Origin of the sequence: Streptomyces sp. NPDC127097 (genome assembly GCF_042724075.1) — a bacterium.
GTDB lineage: Bacteria > Actinomycetota > Actinomycetes > Streptomycetales > Streptomycetaceae > Streptomyces.
The window spans coordinates 1-17169 of sequence record NZ_JBHXFI010000079.1 but is presented as its reverse complement, the minus strand read 5'-3'; the positions used below and the strand labels follow the sequence as shown (position 1 = coordinate 17169).

Below are 17169 nucleotides of genomic sequence, written 5' to 3'. Positions count from 1 at the left end.
CCGGCTCAGTCCCCGGCGGTGCTGCCGCCCCCGTTCGCCGGGCTGCCCGGATCGGGGCGTTCGGGGGCCGGGGCGCCCGGTGCCGGGTCGCCCAGTGCGCGCAGTTCGCCGTCCCCGGCGCCGACCGCCACGGCGGGCCGTTCGCCGGTGTCACGTTCCTCCCTGCGGCGGCGCAGCCACTCGCGCAGGGCGATGGTCAGGCTCTTGGTGATCTCGGTGGCGACCGCGCCGACCACGACCAGGATCAGGTCGTCGACGCCGATGGCCATGTCGCCGGGGCCGTCGTCGCGCTCCCCCGCCGGCCGCAGTTCCCAGTCGTGCGACCGCCCGTTCAGCCAGGGCTCGCGCTCCAGCCACGCCTTGAGGTCCTCGACGTCCTGGTCAGGATTGTTCGTGCCCGTGATCCTGATACGGATCTCTTGACGGTCAGCGCGCTGCGGCATCCCCCGGCCCCCTTCCGGCGGCCCCTTCGCCGCCGTGCACCAGATAGTGACGCGGGATCAGGTGCGCGGGCAACCGTCCGTGACCCCCCAGCCACGCTGTGGCGTGCACCACAGCGCCTGCCACGGGGCAGCGTCGCAGGTCAAGGGTGAGTTGACGGCGTTCGCGGGGCGTGGTGGACTGCCGGAGCCAATCGGCGACAGCAGAGGAAGTCCGGTGCGAATCCGGCGCGGTCCCGCCACTGTCACCGGGGAGCGTTCCTCCAGCGAAGGCCACGGTCCGCCTCGCATACGTCGGATGATGTACGCGGGACTGGAAGGCCGGAGGACACGCCGATCCGGGAGCCAGGAGACTCTGGTCGCCGTCACGTCGAGCCAGGGCGCGGACCCTGAGTGAGGACATACCGCCATGCCCGGCCGCCCCTTGAGATCGCCACTGCCCGCCGCCGCAGGGCTCCTTCGGGGCCGGGCGGCACGTCACGGACACGCCCTGACGGCGGCCTGACCCGATGCGCGGCGAACACGCGGGATATGTGTGCGGCGCGGCCCTCGGCTTTCTCGGCGACCTGATCGCGGCGGATCCGCCGCGCGGCCATCCGGTGGCCGCGTTCGGCCGGGCCGCGGGCGCCGTCGAGCGCCGACTGTGGCGCGACCACCGTGGTTACGGGGCGGCTCATGCCGTGTTGTGCGCGGGCGGGGCCGCGGCCGGTGCGGCGCTGGTGGAGCGCGCCCTGCGGGGCGATGCTCCCGCTGCTTTGCTGTCGCTCCGTGGTGGCGGTGGGGTCGCGCTGACCGCGGCGACGGTCTGGGCCGTGCTGGGCGGCACCTCGCTGGGCCGGGAGGCGCGGGCCGTCGGCGGGGCGCTGACGGCGGGTGATCTGGACGTGGCACGGGAGCGGCTGCCGCATCTGTGCGGGCGCGATCCGCAGGCGCTGGACGGGCCGCAGATGGCCCGTGCGGTGGTGGAGTCGGTCGCCGAGAACACCTCCGACGCGGTGGTGGGCGCCCTGGTATGGGGTGCGTTGGGCGGGGTGCCCGGCCTGGTGGCGTTCCGTGCCGTGAACACCCTGGACGCGATGGTGGGGCACAAGTCGCCGCGCTACCGCCGCTTCGGCTGGGCCGCGGCCCGGCTCGACGATCTCGCCGGCTGGCCCGGCTCCCGGCTGACCGCCGCGCTGACCGTGCTCGCGGGCCCCGACCGGCGCGGTGCGCTGCGGGCCTGGCGGGCGGACGGCGGGGCGCATCCGAGCCCCAACGCGGGCCCGGTGGAGGCTTCGTTCGCGGGTGCGCTGGGCGTACGGCTGGGCGGCACGCTGGCGTACGGCGGGCGGGTGGAACACCGTCCGGTGCTCAACGGCGCGGCGCCGCCGGTGGCGGTGCCGGACATCGAACGGGCGGTGCGGCTCTCCCGCCGGGTGAGTGTGCTGGCGCTGGTCACGACGGTGGCGGCGCGGGCGGCCGTCGGCGTGGCGCGGGCGGCGGTGGCTCGGGGGACCGTGGCTCGGGTGGTGGCCCGGGGAGCGGTTGCTCCGCGGGCCGGGGGGCGCGGGCGTGAGGCGGGACCGGTATCCGGGCGTAAGGCGGGAGCGGTATGAGGCCGTCCGTTTTTTCCCCGCCGCCCACCCCCCTTCGGGGGGTGGGCGGGTGTAGTGACCCGAAGCGCAGGAGGAGGACCCGGTGAGCGGGCGGTTGAGGGCAGCCGGCGGGGCGGTCGGCGGTGGTCTGCTGGTGGCCGGGACGACGTCCGACGCCGGTAAGAGCGTGGTGACGGCCGGGATCTGCCGCTGGCTGGTCCGGCAGGGCGTCCGGGTGGCGCCCTTCAAGGCACAGAACATGTCGCTGAATTCCTTCGTCACGCGCGAGGGCGCGGAGATCGGACGGGCCCAGGCGATGCAGGCCGCCGCGGCGCGGGTGGCGCCGACCGCGCTGATGAACCCCGTGCTGCTCAAGCCGGGCAGTGACCGCAGCAGCCAGGTGGTGCTGCTGGGGAAGCCGGTGGGGGAGCTCAGCGCCCGGGGGTACTTCGGGGGGACGTCCCAGGGGAAGGCGCAGTACGCGGGCCGCCGGGAGCAGTTGCTCGGGACGGTGACCGACTGCCTCCAGGAGCTGCGGCGTACCCATGACGCGGTGATCTGCGAGGGCGCCGGCAGTCCCGCCGAGATCAATCTGCGGCGTACCGACATCGTGAACATGGGCCTCGCACGGGCCGCCCGTATCCCGGCGGTCGTGGTCGGTGACATCGACCGCGGCGGGGTGTTCGCCTCGTTCTTCGGCACCACCGCGCTGCTGTCCAAGGAGGACCAGGCGCTGGTCGCGGGCTATCTGGTCAACAAGTTCCGGGGCGATGTGACGCTGCTGGAGCCGGGCCTTGCGATGCTGCGCGGCCTCACGGGGCGGCAGACGCTGGGCGTGCTGCCCTTCGCGCACGGCCTCGGCATCGACGAGGAGGACGGACTGAGAGTGTCGCTGCGCGGCGCGGTGCGCGAGAGCGTGGTGGCTCCGCCGCACGGGGCGGATGTGCTGCGGGTGGCGGTCTGTGCCGTACCGCTGATGTCGAACTTCACGGACGTGGACGCACTGGCCGCCGAACCGGGCGTGGTGGTGCGGTTCGTGGACCGGCCCGAGGAGCTGGCCGACGCCGATCTGGTGGTGCTGCCGGGGACCCGGGGCACGGTCCGGGCGCTGGCGTGGCTGCGGGAGCGCGGTCTGGCGGACGCGATCGCCCGGCGGGCCGCCGAGGGGCGCCCGGTGCTGGGCATCTGCGGCGGCTTCCAGATGCTGGGCGAGCGCATCGAGGACGAGGTCGAGTCGAAGGCGGGCGTGGTCGACGGGCTGGGGCTGCTGCCCGTACGGGTGCGGTTCGCGGCGGAGAAGACGCTCGCGCGGCCGGCCGGCGAGGCGCTGGGCGAGCCGGTGGAGGGCTACGAGATCCACCACGGTGTCGCCGAAGTGACCGGCGGGGACGAAGAGTTCCTGGACGGCTGCCGGGCCGGCTCCGTATGGGGCACGCACTGGCACGGGTCCCTGGAGAGCGACGGCTTCCGCCGGGCCTTCCTGCGGCGGGTCGCGGCGGACGCGGGCCGGGCGTTCGTCCCGGCCCCCGACACCCGTTTCGGCGTGCTGCGCGAGGAACAGCTGGACCGGCTGGGCGATCTGATCGAGGAGCACGCGGACACCGGCGCGCTGCTGCGGCTGATCGAGGAAGGGGTGCCGGAGGGACTGCCGTTCGTGCCTCCGGGGGCGCCATGAGGGGTACGCACAGGACGAATACGGAGCTCAACGGCGACGTGGAGGACGACACAGCATGACGACCGCGCACAACACGACCCCGCAATACCCCTTCACCGCGGTGGTCGGGATGGCTGATCTGCGGCTCGCGCTGCTGCTGAACGCGGTGAGCCCCGCGGTGGGCGGCGTGCTGGTCCGCGGGGAGAAGGGCACCGCCAAAAGCACCGCCGTCCGGGCGCTGTCGGCGCTGATGCCGGCCGTGGACGTGATCAGCGGCTGCCGCTTCGCCTGCGCCCCGGCCGCGCCGGACCCCGGCTGTCCCGACGGGCCGCACGGGACGGGCGGCGTCGAGGAGCGCCCGACGCGGATGGTGGAACTCCCCGTCGGCGCCTCCGAGGACCGGCTGGTCGGCGCGCTGGACATCGAGCGGGCGCTGTCGGAGGGCGTGAAGGCGTTCGAGCCGGGCCTGCTGGCGGACGCGCACCGCGGCATCCTGTACGTCGACGAGGTCAATCTGCTCCATGACCACCTCGTGGACCTGCTGCTGGACGCCGCCGCCATGGGCGCCTCGTACGTGGAGCGCGAGGGCGTCTCCGTGCGCCACGCGGCCCGTTTCCTGCTCGTCGGGACGATGAACCCCGAAGAGGGCGAGCTGCGGCCGCAGTTGCTGGACCGCTTCGGGCTCACGGTCGAGGTCGCCGCCTCCCGCGAGCCCGACGAGCGGGTGACGGTCGTCCGCCGCCGGCTGGCCTATGACGCCGATCCGGCCGGTTTCGCGGCGGACTGGGCGGCCGAGGAGGACGCGCTGCGCGGGCGGATCGCCGCGGCCCGGGAGCTGCTGCCGCGGGTGACGCTGGGCGATGCGGCGCTCCGGCAGATCGCCGCGACCTGTGCCGCGTTCGAGGTGGACGGGATGCGCGCGGACATCGTGATGGCGCGTACCGCCACCGCGCTGGCCGCCTGGGCGGGGCGGACGGACGTCCTGGAGGAGGACGTGCGGCAGGCGGCGCTGCTGGCGCTGCCGCACCGCCGGCGCCGCAACCCCTTCGACGCCCCCGGCCTGGACGAGGACAAACTCGACCGGACGCTGGAGGAGTTCGGCGCGGACGAGAGCGCGGACGAGGGCACGGACGGCGACGACGACCCGGATCCGGACGGTCCGGACGGCGGCCCCGACGGGGGCGGCCCGGAGGGCGGCGGGCGTCCGCCGCAGGACGGCGGGCCGGAAGAGGCGCCGCTTCCGCCGGAGGCCGAACTCCCCCACCAGCAGGAGCGGGAGGCCCCACAGACCCCGCAGACCCCGCAGACCCCGGAGCAGGCCGAGCCGGAGAGCGCGCCTCAGGGGGGCGCGGCCGGGGAGAAGGCGGCGGTCGGGGCCACCGAGCCGTTCCGCACCCGGCGCCTGGACGTACCGGGCCTGGGCGAGGGCGCGGACGGCCGCCGCTCCCGGGCCCGTACCGCCCACGGCCGCACGACCGGCGCCCGCCGCCCGCACGGCGCCCTGGGCAAGCTGCATCTGGCGGCGACCGTGCAGGCCGCGGCGCCGCACCAGCGGGCCCGCGGCCGCAGCGGGCGGGGGCTGGTGGTGCGCCGGGACGATCTGCGCGAGGCGGTCCGCGAGGGGCGGGAGGGCAATCTGGTCCTGTTCGTCGTGGACGCCTCCGGTTCGATGGCGGCGCGGAAGCGGATGAGCGCGGTCAAGGGCGCGGTGCTCTCGCTGCTGCTGGACGCCTACCAGCGGCGCGACAAGATCGGCCTGATCACCTTCCGCGGCACCGGCGCCGAGCTGGCGCTGCCCCCGACGTCCTCGGTCGAGGCGGGTGCGGCCCGGCTGGAGCAGCTGCCGACGGGTGGCCGTACGCCGCTGTCCGAGGGCCTGCTGAAGGCCCATGAGGTGCTGCGGGTGGAGCGGATGCGGGATGCCTCGCGGCGGCCGCTGCTGGTGGTCGTCACCGACGGCCGGGCGACCGGTGGCCCGGAGCCCGTCGTCCGGTCCGCCCGCGCCGCCCGGCTGCTGGCCGGTGAGGGCACCGCGTCGGTGGTCGTGGACTGCGAGGCGGGCCCGGTGCGGCTGGGTCTCGCGGGCGAGCTGGCCCGTGAGCTCCAGGGCACCGCGATCACCCTCGACGAACTGCGCGCGGACAGTGTCTCCGCGCTCGTACGGACCGTGCAGGGCAACAGGAAGGCCGCGTAATGCCGCAGGGACAGCCGTCCGTCGTACCGAACGACGGGCTCACCACCCGCCAGCGCCGCAACCGTCCGCTGGTGTTCGTCCACACCGGCCAGGGCAAGGGCAAGTCCACCGCCGCCTTCGGGCTGGCGCTGCGCGCCTGGAACCAGGGCTGGCCGGTCGGGGTGTTCCAGTTCGTGAAGTCGGCGAAGTGGAAGGTCGGCGAGGAGCGGGCGCTGAAGGTGCTCGGGGAGTCCGGCGAGGGCGGCACCGTCGCCTGGCACAAGATGGGCGAGGGCTGGTCCTGGGTGCAGCGCGACATCGCCTCCAGCGAGGACGCGGCGCGCGAGGGCTGGGAGCAGGTCAAGCGGGATCTGGCCGCGGAGACCTACAAGCTGCTGGTGCTGGACGAGTTCGCCTATCCGCTGAAGTGGGGCTGGATCGACACCGAGGAGGTGGTGTCGGCGCTGCGCGACCGTCCCGGTACGCAGCATGTCGTCATCACCGGACGGGGCGCGCCCGAGGCGCTGCTGGACTTCGCCGATCTGGTGACGGACATGACCAAGGTCAAGCACCCGATGGACACGGGCCAGAAGGGCCAGCGGGGCATCGAATGGTGAACAGGGAGCACAGCGCGTGAGCGGCGGGTCGATTCCCCGGCTGGTGATCGCCGCGCCGTCGTCGGGCGCGGGCAAGACGACGGTGGCCACCGGCCTGATGGCGGCGTTCGCCGAGGCCGGGCTCACGGTGTCGCCGCACAAGGTGGGTCCCGACTACATCGATCCGGGCTACCACTCCCTGGCGACCGGCCGCCCCGGCCGCAATCTGGACGCCTACCTGTGCGGGCCCGGCCGGATCGCGCCGCTGTTCCTGCACGGTGCGGCGGGCGCCGATCTCGCGCTCGTCGAGGGCGTGATGGGGCTGTTCGACGGGGCGTCCGGAATGGGCGAGCTGTCCTCGACGGGGCAGGTGGCGAAGCTGCTGCGGGCGCCGGTGGTGCTGGTGGTGGACGCGTCCTCGCAGTCCCGGTCGGTGGCCGCGCTGGTGCACGGCTTCGCCTCCTGGGACCCGGAGGTGCGGCTGGCCGGGGTGATCCTCAACAAGATCGGCTCGGACCGTCACGAGGAGCTGCTGCGGGAGGCGATGGAGTCCTCCGGTGTGCCGGTGCTGGGCGCCCTGCGGCGGGACGGCCGGGCCGGTACGCCCTCCCGGCACCTGGGCCTGGTGCCGGTCGCCGAACGGCGGGCCGAGGCGGTGGAGTCGGTGGCCGAACTCGCCGCGCGGGTCCGCGAGGGCTGCGATCTGGAGGCGCTGCTGGCGCTGGCGCGAACGGTGCCGGAGCTGCCGGACGCGGCCTGGGACCCGGCGGCGCACCTCGCACCGGCCGAAGGGACGGCCACCGCCCCGGAGAAGCCGCTGATCGCCGTCGCGGGCGGCGCCGCGTTCACCTTCTCGTACGCCGAACACGCCGAGCTGCTGGCCGCCGCGGGCGCCGAGGTGGCCCCGTTCGACCCGCTGCGGGACGAGCGACTGCCGCCCGGCACACAGGGGTTGGTGATCGGCGGCGGCTTTCCCGAGATGTACGCGCCGGATCTGTCGGCGAACGCCCCGCTGCGCGCCGCGGTGGCCGAACTGGCCGCCTCCGGGGCGCCGGTGTCCGCCGAGTGCGCCGGGCTGCTGTACCTCTCCCGGTCCCTGGACGGGAAGCCGATGTGCGGGGTGCTGCCCGCCGAGGCCCGGATGACCGAACGGCTCACCCTCGGCTACCGCGAGGCGGTGGCGCTGCGGGACAACGCGCTGGCCGCGGCCGGAACCCGGGTGCGCGGCCACGAGTTCCACCGCACGGCACTGGAGCCGGGCGCGGGCGCGGACCCGGCGTGGGGGCTGACGCATCCGGAGCGCCGGGTGGAGGGCTTTGTCTCCGGCGGGGTGCATGCCTCGTATCTGCACGTGCACTGGGCCGCCGAACCCTCGCTGGCCGGGCGGCTGGTGGCGAGCGCGGCACGGAGCGCGACGGCATCCGGCGGCGCGCGATGAGCGGCGTACGGCCGGTGGGCTGCGGCAGACTCCCCGGCCGGGGAGCCGTCGCGGTATGACGCGCCGGGCCCCCGACGAGACCGGCGCGGCCGGCGGTGCCGCGGCGCCGCTGGTCGTCGGGGTGGGGGCGCGCCGTGGTGTGCCGGTGTCCGAGGTGCTGGAGCTGATCGCGGCCGCCCGCGCGGCGGCGGGGTGTACGGACCGGCCGGTCGTCGCGCTGGCGACGGTCGCGGCCAAGGCGGCGGAGCCGGGCCTGCTCGGGGCGGCCCGCCGGCTGGGGGTGCCGTTGCGGTCGTTCCCGGCGGCGGCCCTGGCGGCGGTGCCGGTGCCCGGTCCGTCCGGCGCCGCGGCGGCCGCCGTCGGGACGCCGAGCGTGGCCGAGGCGGCGGCGCTGCTGGCCGCCGGGCCGGGCGCGGAACTGCTCGCCGGCAAACGGAAGTCGGCGCCGCGGGACCGGCCGCCCGGGGCGACCTGTGCGCTGGCCGGGCCCGCTGTAACGGAGAGCGGTGCCCTTACCGCTGGTAGGAGGGAGCGGCCACCGACCGCTCTTCCGCTGCGGTTATCGTCATGACCTCCCCCAACCCGCCCCGCCGTGGCCCGGATCGGTGGACGGCGGTCGCCGGCGACCCGGCGCCCAGCAGCGGAACCACCGGTACCAAGGAGACCTAGTGACGATCTCTCCCGCACTGCTCATCGCCGGTCACGGCACCCGCGACGAAGGCGGGGCCGACGCCCTGCGCGCCCTGGTGCGTCTGCTCGCCGAGCGCCACCCCGAGGTGCCGGTCGCCGGCGGGTTCTTCGGCGTCCCCGGCTCGCCGCTGCCGCTGTCCGACGCCGTCGACGGTCTCGTCGAGCGGGGCGCGGACCGGCTCGCCGTCATACCCCTGCTGACCGCCCCGACCGGCCCGGTCCCGGAGGCACTGCCCACGGTGCTGGCGCGGGCGAGCGAGCGCCACCCCGGGCTCGCCCATGTCTGCGGCGCCGAACTGGGGCCGCACCCCAGGCTGCTCGACGTACTGGAGCGGCGGCTGGACCAGGCGCTGGGCAGCGGCGCCCGCAAGCCCGCTGACCGGGCCCGCACCACGGTGCTGCTGGTGGGCCACGGCGCGACCGATCCGTACGCCAATGCCGAGGTGGCCCGGGCCGCGCGGCTGCTGTGGGAGGGGCGCGGCTTCGCGGGCGTGGAGACCGCGTTCGTCTCGCAGGCGGCACCCGACGTCCCGGCGGGCCTGGACCGGTGCCGGGCGCTGGCGGCCGCGGCGGGCCCCGGCGAAGAGGGCCGGATCGTGGTTCTGCCCTACTTCCTGCTGCCCGGCGGCCCGGTGGAGCGGCTGCACATGCAGGCCGAGGGCTGGGCCGCGGCGCACCCCGGCACCGACGTCTTCGGCGCGACGGTGATCGGCCCGGAGCCCGAGGTGGCCGACGTGATCATGGAGCGCTACCGCGCGGCGGTGGCGGGCGAGCCGCCGTTCGGCGCCGCGCCGTGCAGTTGCCGGGCGGCGGCGGAGGACGCCCGGCGGGCACCCGGCGCGGCCTGGCCGGGCGCTTCCCTGACCGCGGGCGCCGGGGAACGGTGAGCATGCCCCCACGCACCGCGGCCGCCCGGCTCCCGGACCCCGGCCCGGCCGCCCCGCCCGAACCCGATCTGCGGCATCACGGCGACGCCGAAGTACGGGGCGCGGACGCCGGGCTGACGGATCTGGCGGTCAATGTCCGCACCGGCACTCCCCCGGCCTGGCTCAAGGCGCGGATCGCCGCGTCGCTGGACGGTCTCGCCGCGTACCCCGACGGCCGGGCGGCCCGCCGGGCGGTGGCGGCGCGGCACGGGCTGCCCACCGACCGGGTGCTGCTCACCTCGGGGGCCGCGGAGGCGTTCGTGCTGCTCGCGCGCGCCCTGCCGGCCCGCCGTCCGGTGGTGGTGCATCCGCAGTTCACCGAGCCCGAGGCGGCGCTGCGGGACGCCGGGCACGAGGTCGGGCGGGTGCTGCTCGACGCGCGGGACGGCTTCCGGCTGGACCCGGCCGCCGTGCCGGAGGACGCGGATCTGGTCGTCGTCGGCAACCCCACCAACCCCACCTCGGTCCTGCACCCCGCGGAGGTGCTGGCCTCCCTGGCGCGGCCGGGCCGGACGCTGGTGGTGGACGAGGCGTTCATGGACGCGGTGCCCGGTGAGCGGGCGGCGCTGGCCGGGCGCACGGATCTGCCGGGGCTGGTGGTGCTGCGCAGCCTCACCAAGACCTGGGGGCTGGCCGGGCTGCGGATCGGCTATGTGCTGGCCGCCGAGGAGACCGTCGCCGCCCTGGAGCGGGCCCAGCCGCTGTGGCCGGTCTCCAGTCCCGCCCTGGCCGCCGCCGAGGCGTGCTGTACGCCGCGGGCGCTGGCGGAGGCGGCCGCGGCGGCCGAGGAGATCGCCGTGGACCGGGACCATCTGCTGGCCCGGCTCGGCGCCTTCCCGCGAATCCGGACGGCGGGGCCGGCGGCGGGCCCGTTCGTGCTGATCCGGCTGCCGGAAGCGGACCGGGTGCGGGCCGCGCTGCGGGACCGCGGCTTCGCGGTGCGCCGTGGTGACACCTTCCCCGGCCTGGGCCCCGACTGGCTGCGGCTCGCGGTGCGCGACCGGGCCACGACGGACCGCTTCGTGACGGCCCTGGGCGAGGTGCTCGGGTAGCGCGCGGGCTCCGGCGGTCTTTCCCGGCCGGCCCCCGCCGGACCGCGCTGTGCGGGGTTCCCGGCGGGGGTGGGGTGCGCCGTTCGGTCCGCGGCCCGCGCGGCACACCCCGGGCCGTACACCGCGCGCGACGCCCCCACAGCACCGGCGCGGTGTACGGGGTCGGTCAGCCGCGGGCGCCCTGCGCTGCGGCCCCCCGGCGCCGGCGGGCGAAGACCATCGCACCGGCGCCCGCGGCGAGCAGCAGCCCGGCGCCGCCGGCGAGGTACGGAGTGGCCGAGCTGCCGCCGGTCTCCGCGAGGTTCTGGGTGCTGGTCCCGGAGCCCGTCCGGTGCACCTCGGTGCCCTTGCCGCCGGCCGGCTCGGCGCCGCCGCCGGTCTGGCCGCCGCTGGTCTGGCCGCCGCTGGTACCGCCGGAGCCGTTGTCCTCGGGCGCCTTGCCGCGCGGCGTGGTGCAGGTGGCCTTGGCCAGCGTGACCCGGCCGTGCACGTCGGCGACGTTCAGCTTCAGCGGGTTGACGGAGACATCGAGGTCGAGGGCGGTGGCCGCGGCGCCCTTGGACGTGACGTTCTTCTTGGACAGGTCGAGCCGCACCTGGCCCACCCCCGGCACCTTGACCTTGGTCGTGCCGCCCGCGGTGAGGGTGACCTTCTGGCCCAGGACGCGCACGGTGCCCAGCACGTTCGACTCGGCCCGGGGCCGCGCGCCCGCCGCACAGACGGCCTTGGCGGTGACCTGCTGGACCTCGATCACGGACAGCAGCGGCAGACCGGGCAGATGCACCTTCGCCCGCACGAGGTTGGCGTAGCCCTCGGCCGCCCGGCGGTCGGCGGTGGCCCGCGCGGTGGCGGCGTCGGCGCGCAGCACGCTGAACGGCTTGCCGTGGTCGATGCCGTCGAGCTTGACGGTGAGCGCGGTCTTGCTGGCCGAGGCCGGGGCGTGCACCTCGTTGAGGGCGACGTTCAGCGGGACGTCGACCGTCTTGTTGAGCAGCCCGACGTTCACGCCGGTGCGCAGCACGACCGCGTCGGCGGTGCCGCGGGCCGGGCCATGGTCTCCGGTGGCATGCGCGGGGACGGCGCCGAGGAGGACGGCGGGACCGGCCGTGAGCGCGGTGGCGACGAGGGTCGCGGCGAGGCGTCGGGGCATGCCGAAGGAGCTGGTGGGACTGGTGGACACGTGTGTGGAACCCTCACAGGAGAAATGGAGCCGCCGGCCGCGCCAATGGGGGACATCGCGCGGGCCGACGGCATCGACCCGCACATCGTGGCCGTACCGAGGGTGAACGGGCAGCCACGTGGCGTCAGTTCATTCCAATGGGTGGTTTCCGTGCCTGTATTCGATTCCTGCGACACGGGGCACCACCGGAGCCCCAGCCGCCCCACCTCCCGGGTGACCCGCGTTGACCGGGCCGGTTCACCGGGTCACCCCGGTGGCTACCCAACGATCCGCCCCCGCAGCACCACCCGGCGCGGCGCCGCCAGCACCCGGACGTCCTCGCGCGGATCGCTCCCGTAGACCACCAGGTCCGCCGGGGCGCCCTCGGTGAGGCCGGGGCGGCCGAGCCAGTCCCGGGCGCCCCAGGTGGTCGCGGAGAGGGCCGCCACGGCGGGCAGCCCGGCCCGGGTCAGCTCGACGACCTCCTCGGCGACCAGGCCGTGGGCGAGCGAGCCGCCGGCGTCCGTCCCGGCGAAGACGGGCACTCCGGCGTCGTAGGCCGCCCGGACGGTGTCGTAGCGGCGGTCGTGCAGGCGCCGCATGTGGTCCGCCCAGCGCGGGAACTTCGCCGCGCCCCCGTCCGCGAGCCGCGGGAAGGTGGCGATGTTGACGAGCGTGGGGACGATGGCCACGCCGCGCTCGGCGAACAGCGGGATGGTCTCCTCGGTGAGCCCGGTGGCGTGCTCGATGCAGTCGATCCCGGCCTCGACGAGCGGGGCGAGGGTGTCCTCGGCGAAGCAGTGCGCGGTCACCCGGGCGCCCAGGCGGTGGGCCTCGGCGATGGCGGCCTCGACCGCTCCCCGGGGCCAGCAGGCCGCCAGATCGCCCGTGGAGCGGTCGATCCAGTCACCGACGAGCTTGACCCAGCCGTCGCCGCGGCGGGCCTCCTGAGCGACGTACGCGACCAGGTCCTCCGGCTCGATCTCGTGCGCGTAGTTGCGGATGTAGCGCTTGGTACGGGCGATGTGGCGGCCGGCCCGGATGATGCGCGGCAGGTCCTCGCGGTCGTCGACCCAGCGGGTGTCGGAGGGGGATCCGGCGTCGCGGATCAGCAGGGTGCCGGCGTCACGGTCGGTGAGCGCCTGCTTTTCGCTGGTGGGGGCGTCCACCGGGCCGTGTGCGTCCAGGCCCACGTGGCAGTGGGCGTCGACCAGGCCCGGCAGGGCCCAGCCCGTCACGGTGGTGGCATCCCGTGCCATCACCGGCCGGTCGAATGTCACCCGGCCGTCGACCACCCACAGCTCGTCACGCACCTCGTCCGGTCCGACGAGGACCCTCCCCTTGAGGTGCAGCACCGCACCTTCACTCATGGACGTCATACCGGCACTGTAGGCGGCGCCGCACGGCGGCCGGCCGCGGCGGTCGCAGCCGTTGCCCGGTCGCATTTCCCCGGCCGTTTTCCGGGAACGCGGGCGCCCCGCCGGACATTCACCCCGGACCGTTCTCCGTGCACTCTCCGTACGGCTTCCACTACCCTCGCCGCACAGTTCTCCGCGCGTTCTCCGCGACTCTCCGTACGTTTCCCGCAGCGTTCCGGGAGATCGCCTCGCGCATGTTCTCGCGGTCTTGTCACGGCCTTGCCGCGCAGGTTTCCATGGGCCTTCCGACCTGCCTTCCGGCGGCGAATTCCCAATTCTTCAGACGTACAGCTTCCCGTATTCTTCTGCCCGCTTTTCCGCACCTCAAACGCCAAGATTTCGCTAGCGGCAAGTTCCGTAATTCGGACGGATCTCATGGGCGTTACGGAGCTGTGACCGACTACACAGCGTGTCCGTTTCACCCCGAACCTCCTGGTCAAATGGGGACATCTCGCGGTGGCATCGCGCGTACGGGCGCCCACGCGCGATAACACACCTTGGCCGCTTACGTAACCCCTGCCCGCGATGCAATTTCCTTTTTCCCTGGGTAAATTTAATTCCCATGACCGCCGCACAAGCAGACCATGCCGGTGCCCGAAGCGATATCAGAGAATTTCCGGAGGGCTTCAAGCTCGACACCCCACGCGTGGAGGACGGAGCCGCGATCTGGCGCATCGCCCGAGACTCGAAGGCGCTGGATCTCAACTCCTCGTACAGCTACCTCCTGTGGTGTCGCGACTTCGCCGCCACCTCCGTCGTCGCGCGCGACGCGGAGGGCGAGCCGGCCGCCTTCATCACCGGATACCTCCGCCCGGAGCGCCCGGAGACCCTCGTCGTCTGGCAGGTCGCCGTCGACGACGCGCACCGTGGGCAGGGACTGGCGGCCGCACTCCTGGACGGGCTCGCCGCCCGGGCCAGGGACGAGCTGGGCGTACGTTTCGTCGAGACCACGGTGACCCCCGACAACACCGCATCCAACCGGTTGTTCGCGTCCTTCGCCGAGCGGCACTCAGTGCCCCTCAAGAGCGAGGTGCTCTTCGACGCAGGGCTGTTCCCGGAGCAGGGCCACGAGCCGGAGGTGCTGCACCTCATCGGCCCGTTCGCGCCACCGGCCCGCTCGGGGCACTGACGCACCCAGGACCGCGCGACGACGGCGCCGCAGCGGTCACGCGGAACCCGGCACCACACCCCGTGACACCGCCGGTCCCGCCCAGCCCCCCCCAACAGACTTCCTCACCTTTCGCCACTCATCTCCCAGGAGCATGCTGTGACCATCACCCAGCCCGATCTGAGCGTCTTCGAGACCGTGGAGTCGGAGGTCCGCAGCTACTGCCGTAGCTGGCCCACCGTCTTCGACCGTGCGCAGGGCAGCCGCATGACCGACGAGGACGGCCACACCTACCTCGACTTCTTCGCCGGCGCCGGGTCACTCAACTACGGCCACAACAACCCCGTCCTCAAACGCGCCCTGATCGACTACATCGAGCGGGACGGCGTCACCCACGGCCTGGACATGTCCACCACGGCCAAGCGGGCCTTCCTGGAGTCGTTCCAGAACATCATCCTGCGGCCCCGTGACCTGCCCTACAAGGTCATGTTCCCGGGCCCGACGGGCGCCAACTCCGTCGAGGCCGCGCTGAAGCTGGCCCGTAAGGTCAAGGGCCGCGAGTCGATCGTGTCCTTCACCAACGCCTTCCACGGCATGTCGCTGGGCGCGCTGGCCGTCACCGGTAACTCCATGAAGCGGGCCGGCGCCGGTATCCCGCTGGTGCACGGCACCCCGATGCCGTTCGACAACTACCTCGAGGGCACCTACCCGGACTTCCTGTGGTTCGAGCGGCTGCTGGAGGACCAGGGCTCCGGTCTCAACACCCCCGCCGCCGTGATCGTCGAGACGGTCCAGGGCGAGGGCGGCATCAACGTCGCCCGTGCCGAGTGGCTGCGCGCCCTCGCCGACCTGTGCGAGCGCTGGGACATGCTGCTCATCGTCGACGACATCCAGATGGGCTGCGGCCGTACGGGTGCCTTCTTCTCCTTCGAGGAGGCGGGCATCGTGCCGGACATCGTCACCGTCTCGAAGTCCATCAGCGGCTACGGCCTGCCGCTCGCGCTCACCCTGTTCAAGCCTGAGCTGGACATCTGGGAGCCGGGCGAGCACAACGGCACCTTCCGCGGCAACAACCCGGCCTTCGTGACCGCCGCCGCGACGCTGGACACCTACTGGGCCGACGGCCAGATGGAGAAGCAGACTCTCGCCCGCGGTGAGATCGTCGAGGCACACCTGAAGGCGATCGCCGAGGAGCATCCGGACACCATCGTCGAGTACCGGGGCCGCGGTCTCGTGTGGGGCCTGGAGTGCACCCCCAAGCCCCTGGCCGACAAGATCGCGGCCCGCGCCTTCGAGCTGGGCCTGCTGATCGAGACCTCCGGCCCGGAGAGCGAGGTCGTCAAACTGCTCCCCGCACTGACGACCACCCCCGAGGAACTGGACGAGGGACTCCGCATCCTCGCCCGCGCGGTCCGCGACTGCGCCTGATCGGCCCAACGGCCCCAGAGATCCTTACCGTTCCACAGAAAGGCACCGAGTCACCGTGATCGTCCGATCCTTCAAGGACATCGAAGGCACCGACCGCCACGTCAAGGCCAAGTCCGGCACCTGGGAGAGCAAGCGCATCGTGCTCGCGAAGGAGCGCGTCGGCTTCTCGCTGCACGAGACCACGCTGTACGCCGGGACCGAGACGTCGATGTGGTACGCGAACCACATCGAGGCCGTACTCTGCGTAGAGGGTGAGGCCGAGCTCACGAACGATGAGACCGGCGAGAAATACACCATCACGCCGGGCACGATGTACCTGCTCGACGGGCACGAGAAGCACACCATGCGGATCAAGGAGGACTTCCGCTGCGTGTGTGTCTTCAACCCGCCCGTCACCGGCCGCGAGGACCACGACGAGAACGGGGTCTACCCGCTTCTCACCGAACCGGAGTCTGAGCCCGAGACGGTCTGAGGCGCCGCCCGCCTGCTGCCCCGTCCGGCAGCGCCCAGGAGGCACGCACACGCACGTAAGCCAGATTCCGTACGAGAGGAGAGGAAGGCAACACCATGACCACCGCACCCGAGCGCACCGCCGACCTGTACCCGACCCGTGGGACCGCTGAGGTCATCACCCCGCGGAAGGACCCGGTGGTGTGGTCGCAGCCCGGAACGGCCGGCCCCTTCGAGCCGTCCGAGCTGAGCGACTTCGAACGCGACGGCTTTTTCGCCATCGGGGAACTGCTCACGCCGGAAGAAGTCGCGGTGTACCGCGCCGAACTGGACCGGCTCGTGCTCGACCCGACGATGCGCGCCGACCCGCGCTCCATCGTCGAGCCGAAGTCACAGGACGTACGGACCGTGTTCGAGGTGCACAAGATCAGCGAGGTGTTCGCCAAGCTGGTCTCCGATCCGCGGGTGGTCGGCCGGGCCCGCCAGATCCTCGGCTCGGACGTGTATGTCCACCAGTCGCGGATCAATGTGAAGCCGGGCTTCGGTGCCTCCGGCTTCTACTGGCACTCCGACTTCGAGACCTGGCACGCCGAGGACGGGCTGCCCAACATGCGCACCGTGTCGGTCTCGATCGCGCTGACGGAGAACTACGACACCAACGGCGGCTTGATGATCATGCCCGGCTCGCACCAGCACTTCGTGGGCTGTGAGGGCGAGACGCCGAAGGACAACTACAAGCGGTCACTCCAGATGCAGGACGCGGGCATCCCGTCGGACGAGGTGCTGACGAAGATGGCGGACAAGCACGGGATCCGTCTCTTCACGGGTTCGGCCGGCTCGGCGACGTGGTTCGACTGCAACGCCATGCACGGCTCGGGCGACAACATCACGCCCTACCCGCGCAGCAATGTCTTCATCGTCTTCAACAGCGTGGAGAACGAAGCGGTGGAGCCGTTCGCGGCACCGGTCCGGCGCCCGGAATACATCGGGGCCCGCGACTTCACTCCGGTGCGTTAGGGGACGTTCGCACCGGTGGCGCGGCCGCCGCACAGCAGGTCTGTGC

At 73.7% G+C, this 17169-nt stretch carries 15 protein-coding genes and 1 riboswitch; of the genes, 12 read left to right on the top strand and 3 right to left on the bottom strand.

What is annotated here, in order from left to right; all coding sequences use genetic code 11:
- Positions 1–5: 5 nt before the first annotated feature.
- Complete coding sequence (locus tag ACFWJW_RS34850; protein WP_387248761.1) at positions 6–443, bottom strand: hypothetical protein; 438 nt, start codon at positions 441–443, stop codon at positions 6–8.
- A 202-nt stretch (positions 444–645) separates the two neighbouring features.
- Positions 646–796, top strand: a riboswitch (cobalamin riboswitch).
- 153 nt (positions 797–949) lie between these two features.
- Here ACFWJW_RS34850 and ACFWJW_RS34845 point away from each other — a divergent pair.
- From ACFWJW_RS34845 to cobC, 8 genes are all read left to right on the top strand, one after another.
- Positions 950–2035, top strand: a complete 1086-nt coding sequence (locus tag ACFWJW_RS34845) for a cobalamin biosynthesis protein (protein ID WP_387248759.1) — start codon at positions 950–952, stop codon at positions 2033–2035.
- 82 nt (positions 2036–2117) lie between these two features.
- Positions 2118–3689 carry a cobyric acid synthase gene (locus ACFWJW_RS34840; protein ID WP_387248757.1) on the top strand — a complete coding sequence of 524 codons (1572 nt, stop codon included), beginning with the start codon at positions 2118–2120 and terminating at the stop codon, positions 3687–3689.
- Positions 3690–3744: 55 nt separating this feature from the next.
- Positions 3745–5862 carry a putative cobaltochelatase gene (locus ACFWJW_RS34835; RefSeq protein ID WP_387248755.1) on the top strand — a complete coding sequence of 706 codons (2118 nt, stop codon included), beginning with the start codon at positions 3745–3747 and terminating at the stop codon, positions 5860–5862.
- Positions 5862–6458 (top strand): cob(I)yrinic acid a,c-diamide adenosyltransferase, encoded by a 597-nt coding sequence (cobO, locus tag ACFWJW_RS34830; protein ID WP_387248754.1) that lies wholly within the window; start codon positions 5862–5864, stop codon positions 6456–6458. Before ACFWJW_RS34835 ends, cobO begins: the two co-directional genes overlap by 1 nt.
- A 16-nt stretch (positions 6459–6474) precedes the next feature.
- Positions 6475–7875, top strand: a complete 1401-nt coding sequence (locus ACFWJW_RS34825) for a cobyrinate a,c-diamide synthase (RefSeq protein WP_387248752.1) — start codon at positions 6475–6477, stop codon at positions 7873–7875.
- Between the two features lie 55 nt (positions 7876–7930).
- Positions 7931–8446, top strand: a complete 516-nt coding sequence (locus tag ACFWJW_RS34820) for a cobalamin biosynthesis protein (RefSeq protein ID WP_387248750.1) — start codon at positions 7931–7933, stop codon at positions 8444–8446.
- Positions 8447–8543: 97 nt separating this feature from the next.
- Positions 8544–9452 carry a sirohydrochlorin chelatase gene (locus ACFWJW_RS34815; protein WP_387248748.1) on the top strand — a complete coding sequence of 303 codons (909 nt, stop codon included), beginning with the start codon at positions 8544–8546 and terminating at the stop codon, positions 9450–9452.
- A 2-nt stretch (positions 9453–9454) separates the two neighbouring features.
- Positions 9455–10543 (top strand): Rv2231c family pyridoxal phosphate-dependent protein CobC, encoded by a 1089-nt coding sequence (cobC, locus tag ACFWJW_RS34810; protein WP_387248746.1) that lies wholly within the window; start codon positions 9455–9457, stop codon positions 10541–10543.
- Positions 10544–10709: 166 nt separating this feature from the next.
- On the opposite strand, the gene ACFWJW_RS34805 is transcribed toward cobC, so the two are convergent.
- Positions 10710–11693 (bottom strand): SCO1860 family LAETG-anchored protein, encoded by a 984-nt coding sequence (locus ACFWJW_RS34805; protein WP_387248779.1) that lies wholly within the window; start codon positions 11691–11693, stop codon positions 10710–10712.
- Between the two features lie 287 nt (positions 11694–11980).
- Positions 11981–13072, bottom strand: a complete 1092-nt coding sequence (locus tag ACFWJW_RS34800; protein WP_387248777.1) for an amidohydrolase family protein — start codon at positions 13070–13072, stop codon at positions 11981–11983.
- 610 nt (positions 13073–13682) lie between these two features.
- On the opposite strand from ACFWJW_RS34800, the gene ectA reads away from it, so the two are divergent.
- The 4 genes from ectA (at position 13683) to thpD (ending at position 17123) form a co-directional block, all read left to right on the top strand.
- Positions 13683–14249 (top strand): diaminobutyrate acetyltransferase, encoded by a 567-nt coding sequence (gene ectA, locus ACFWJW_RS34795; RefSeq protein ID WP_387248744.1) that lies wholly within the window; start codon positions 13683–13685, stop codon positions 14247–14249.
- Between the two features lie 138 nt (positions 14250–14387).
- Positions 14388–15656: a diaminobutyrate--2-oxoglutarate transaminase gene (ectB, locus tag ACFWJW_RS34790; RefSeq protein WP_387248742.1), complete on the top strand. Its 1269-nt coding sequence runs from the start codon at positions 14388–14390 to the stop codon at positions 15654–15656.
- Between the two features lie 55 nt (positions 15657–15711).
- Positions 15712–16128 carry an ectoine synthase gene (locus ACFWJW_RS34785; RefSeq protein WP_018091828.1) on the top strand — a complete coding sequence of 139 codons (417 nt, stop codon included), beginning with the start codon at positions 15712–15714 and terminating at the stop codon, positions 16126–16128.
- Positions 16129–16223: 95 nt separating this feature from the next.
- Positions 16224–17123, top strand: a complete 900-nt coding sequence (thpD, locus tag ACFWJW_RS34780) for an ectoine hydroxylase (protein ID WP_387248739.1) — start codon at positions 16224–16226, stop codon at positions 17121–17123.
- Positions 17124–17169 lie beyond the last annotated feature (46 nt).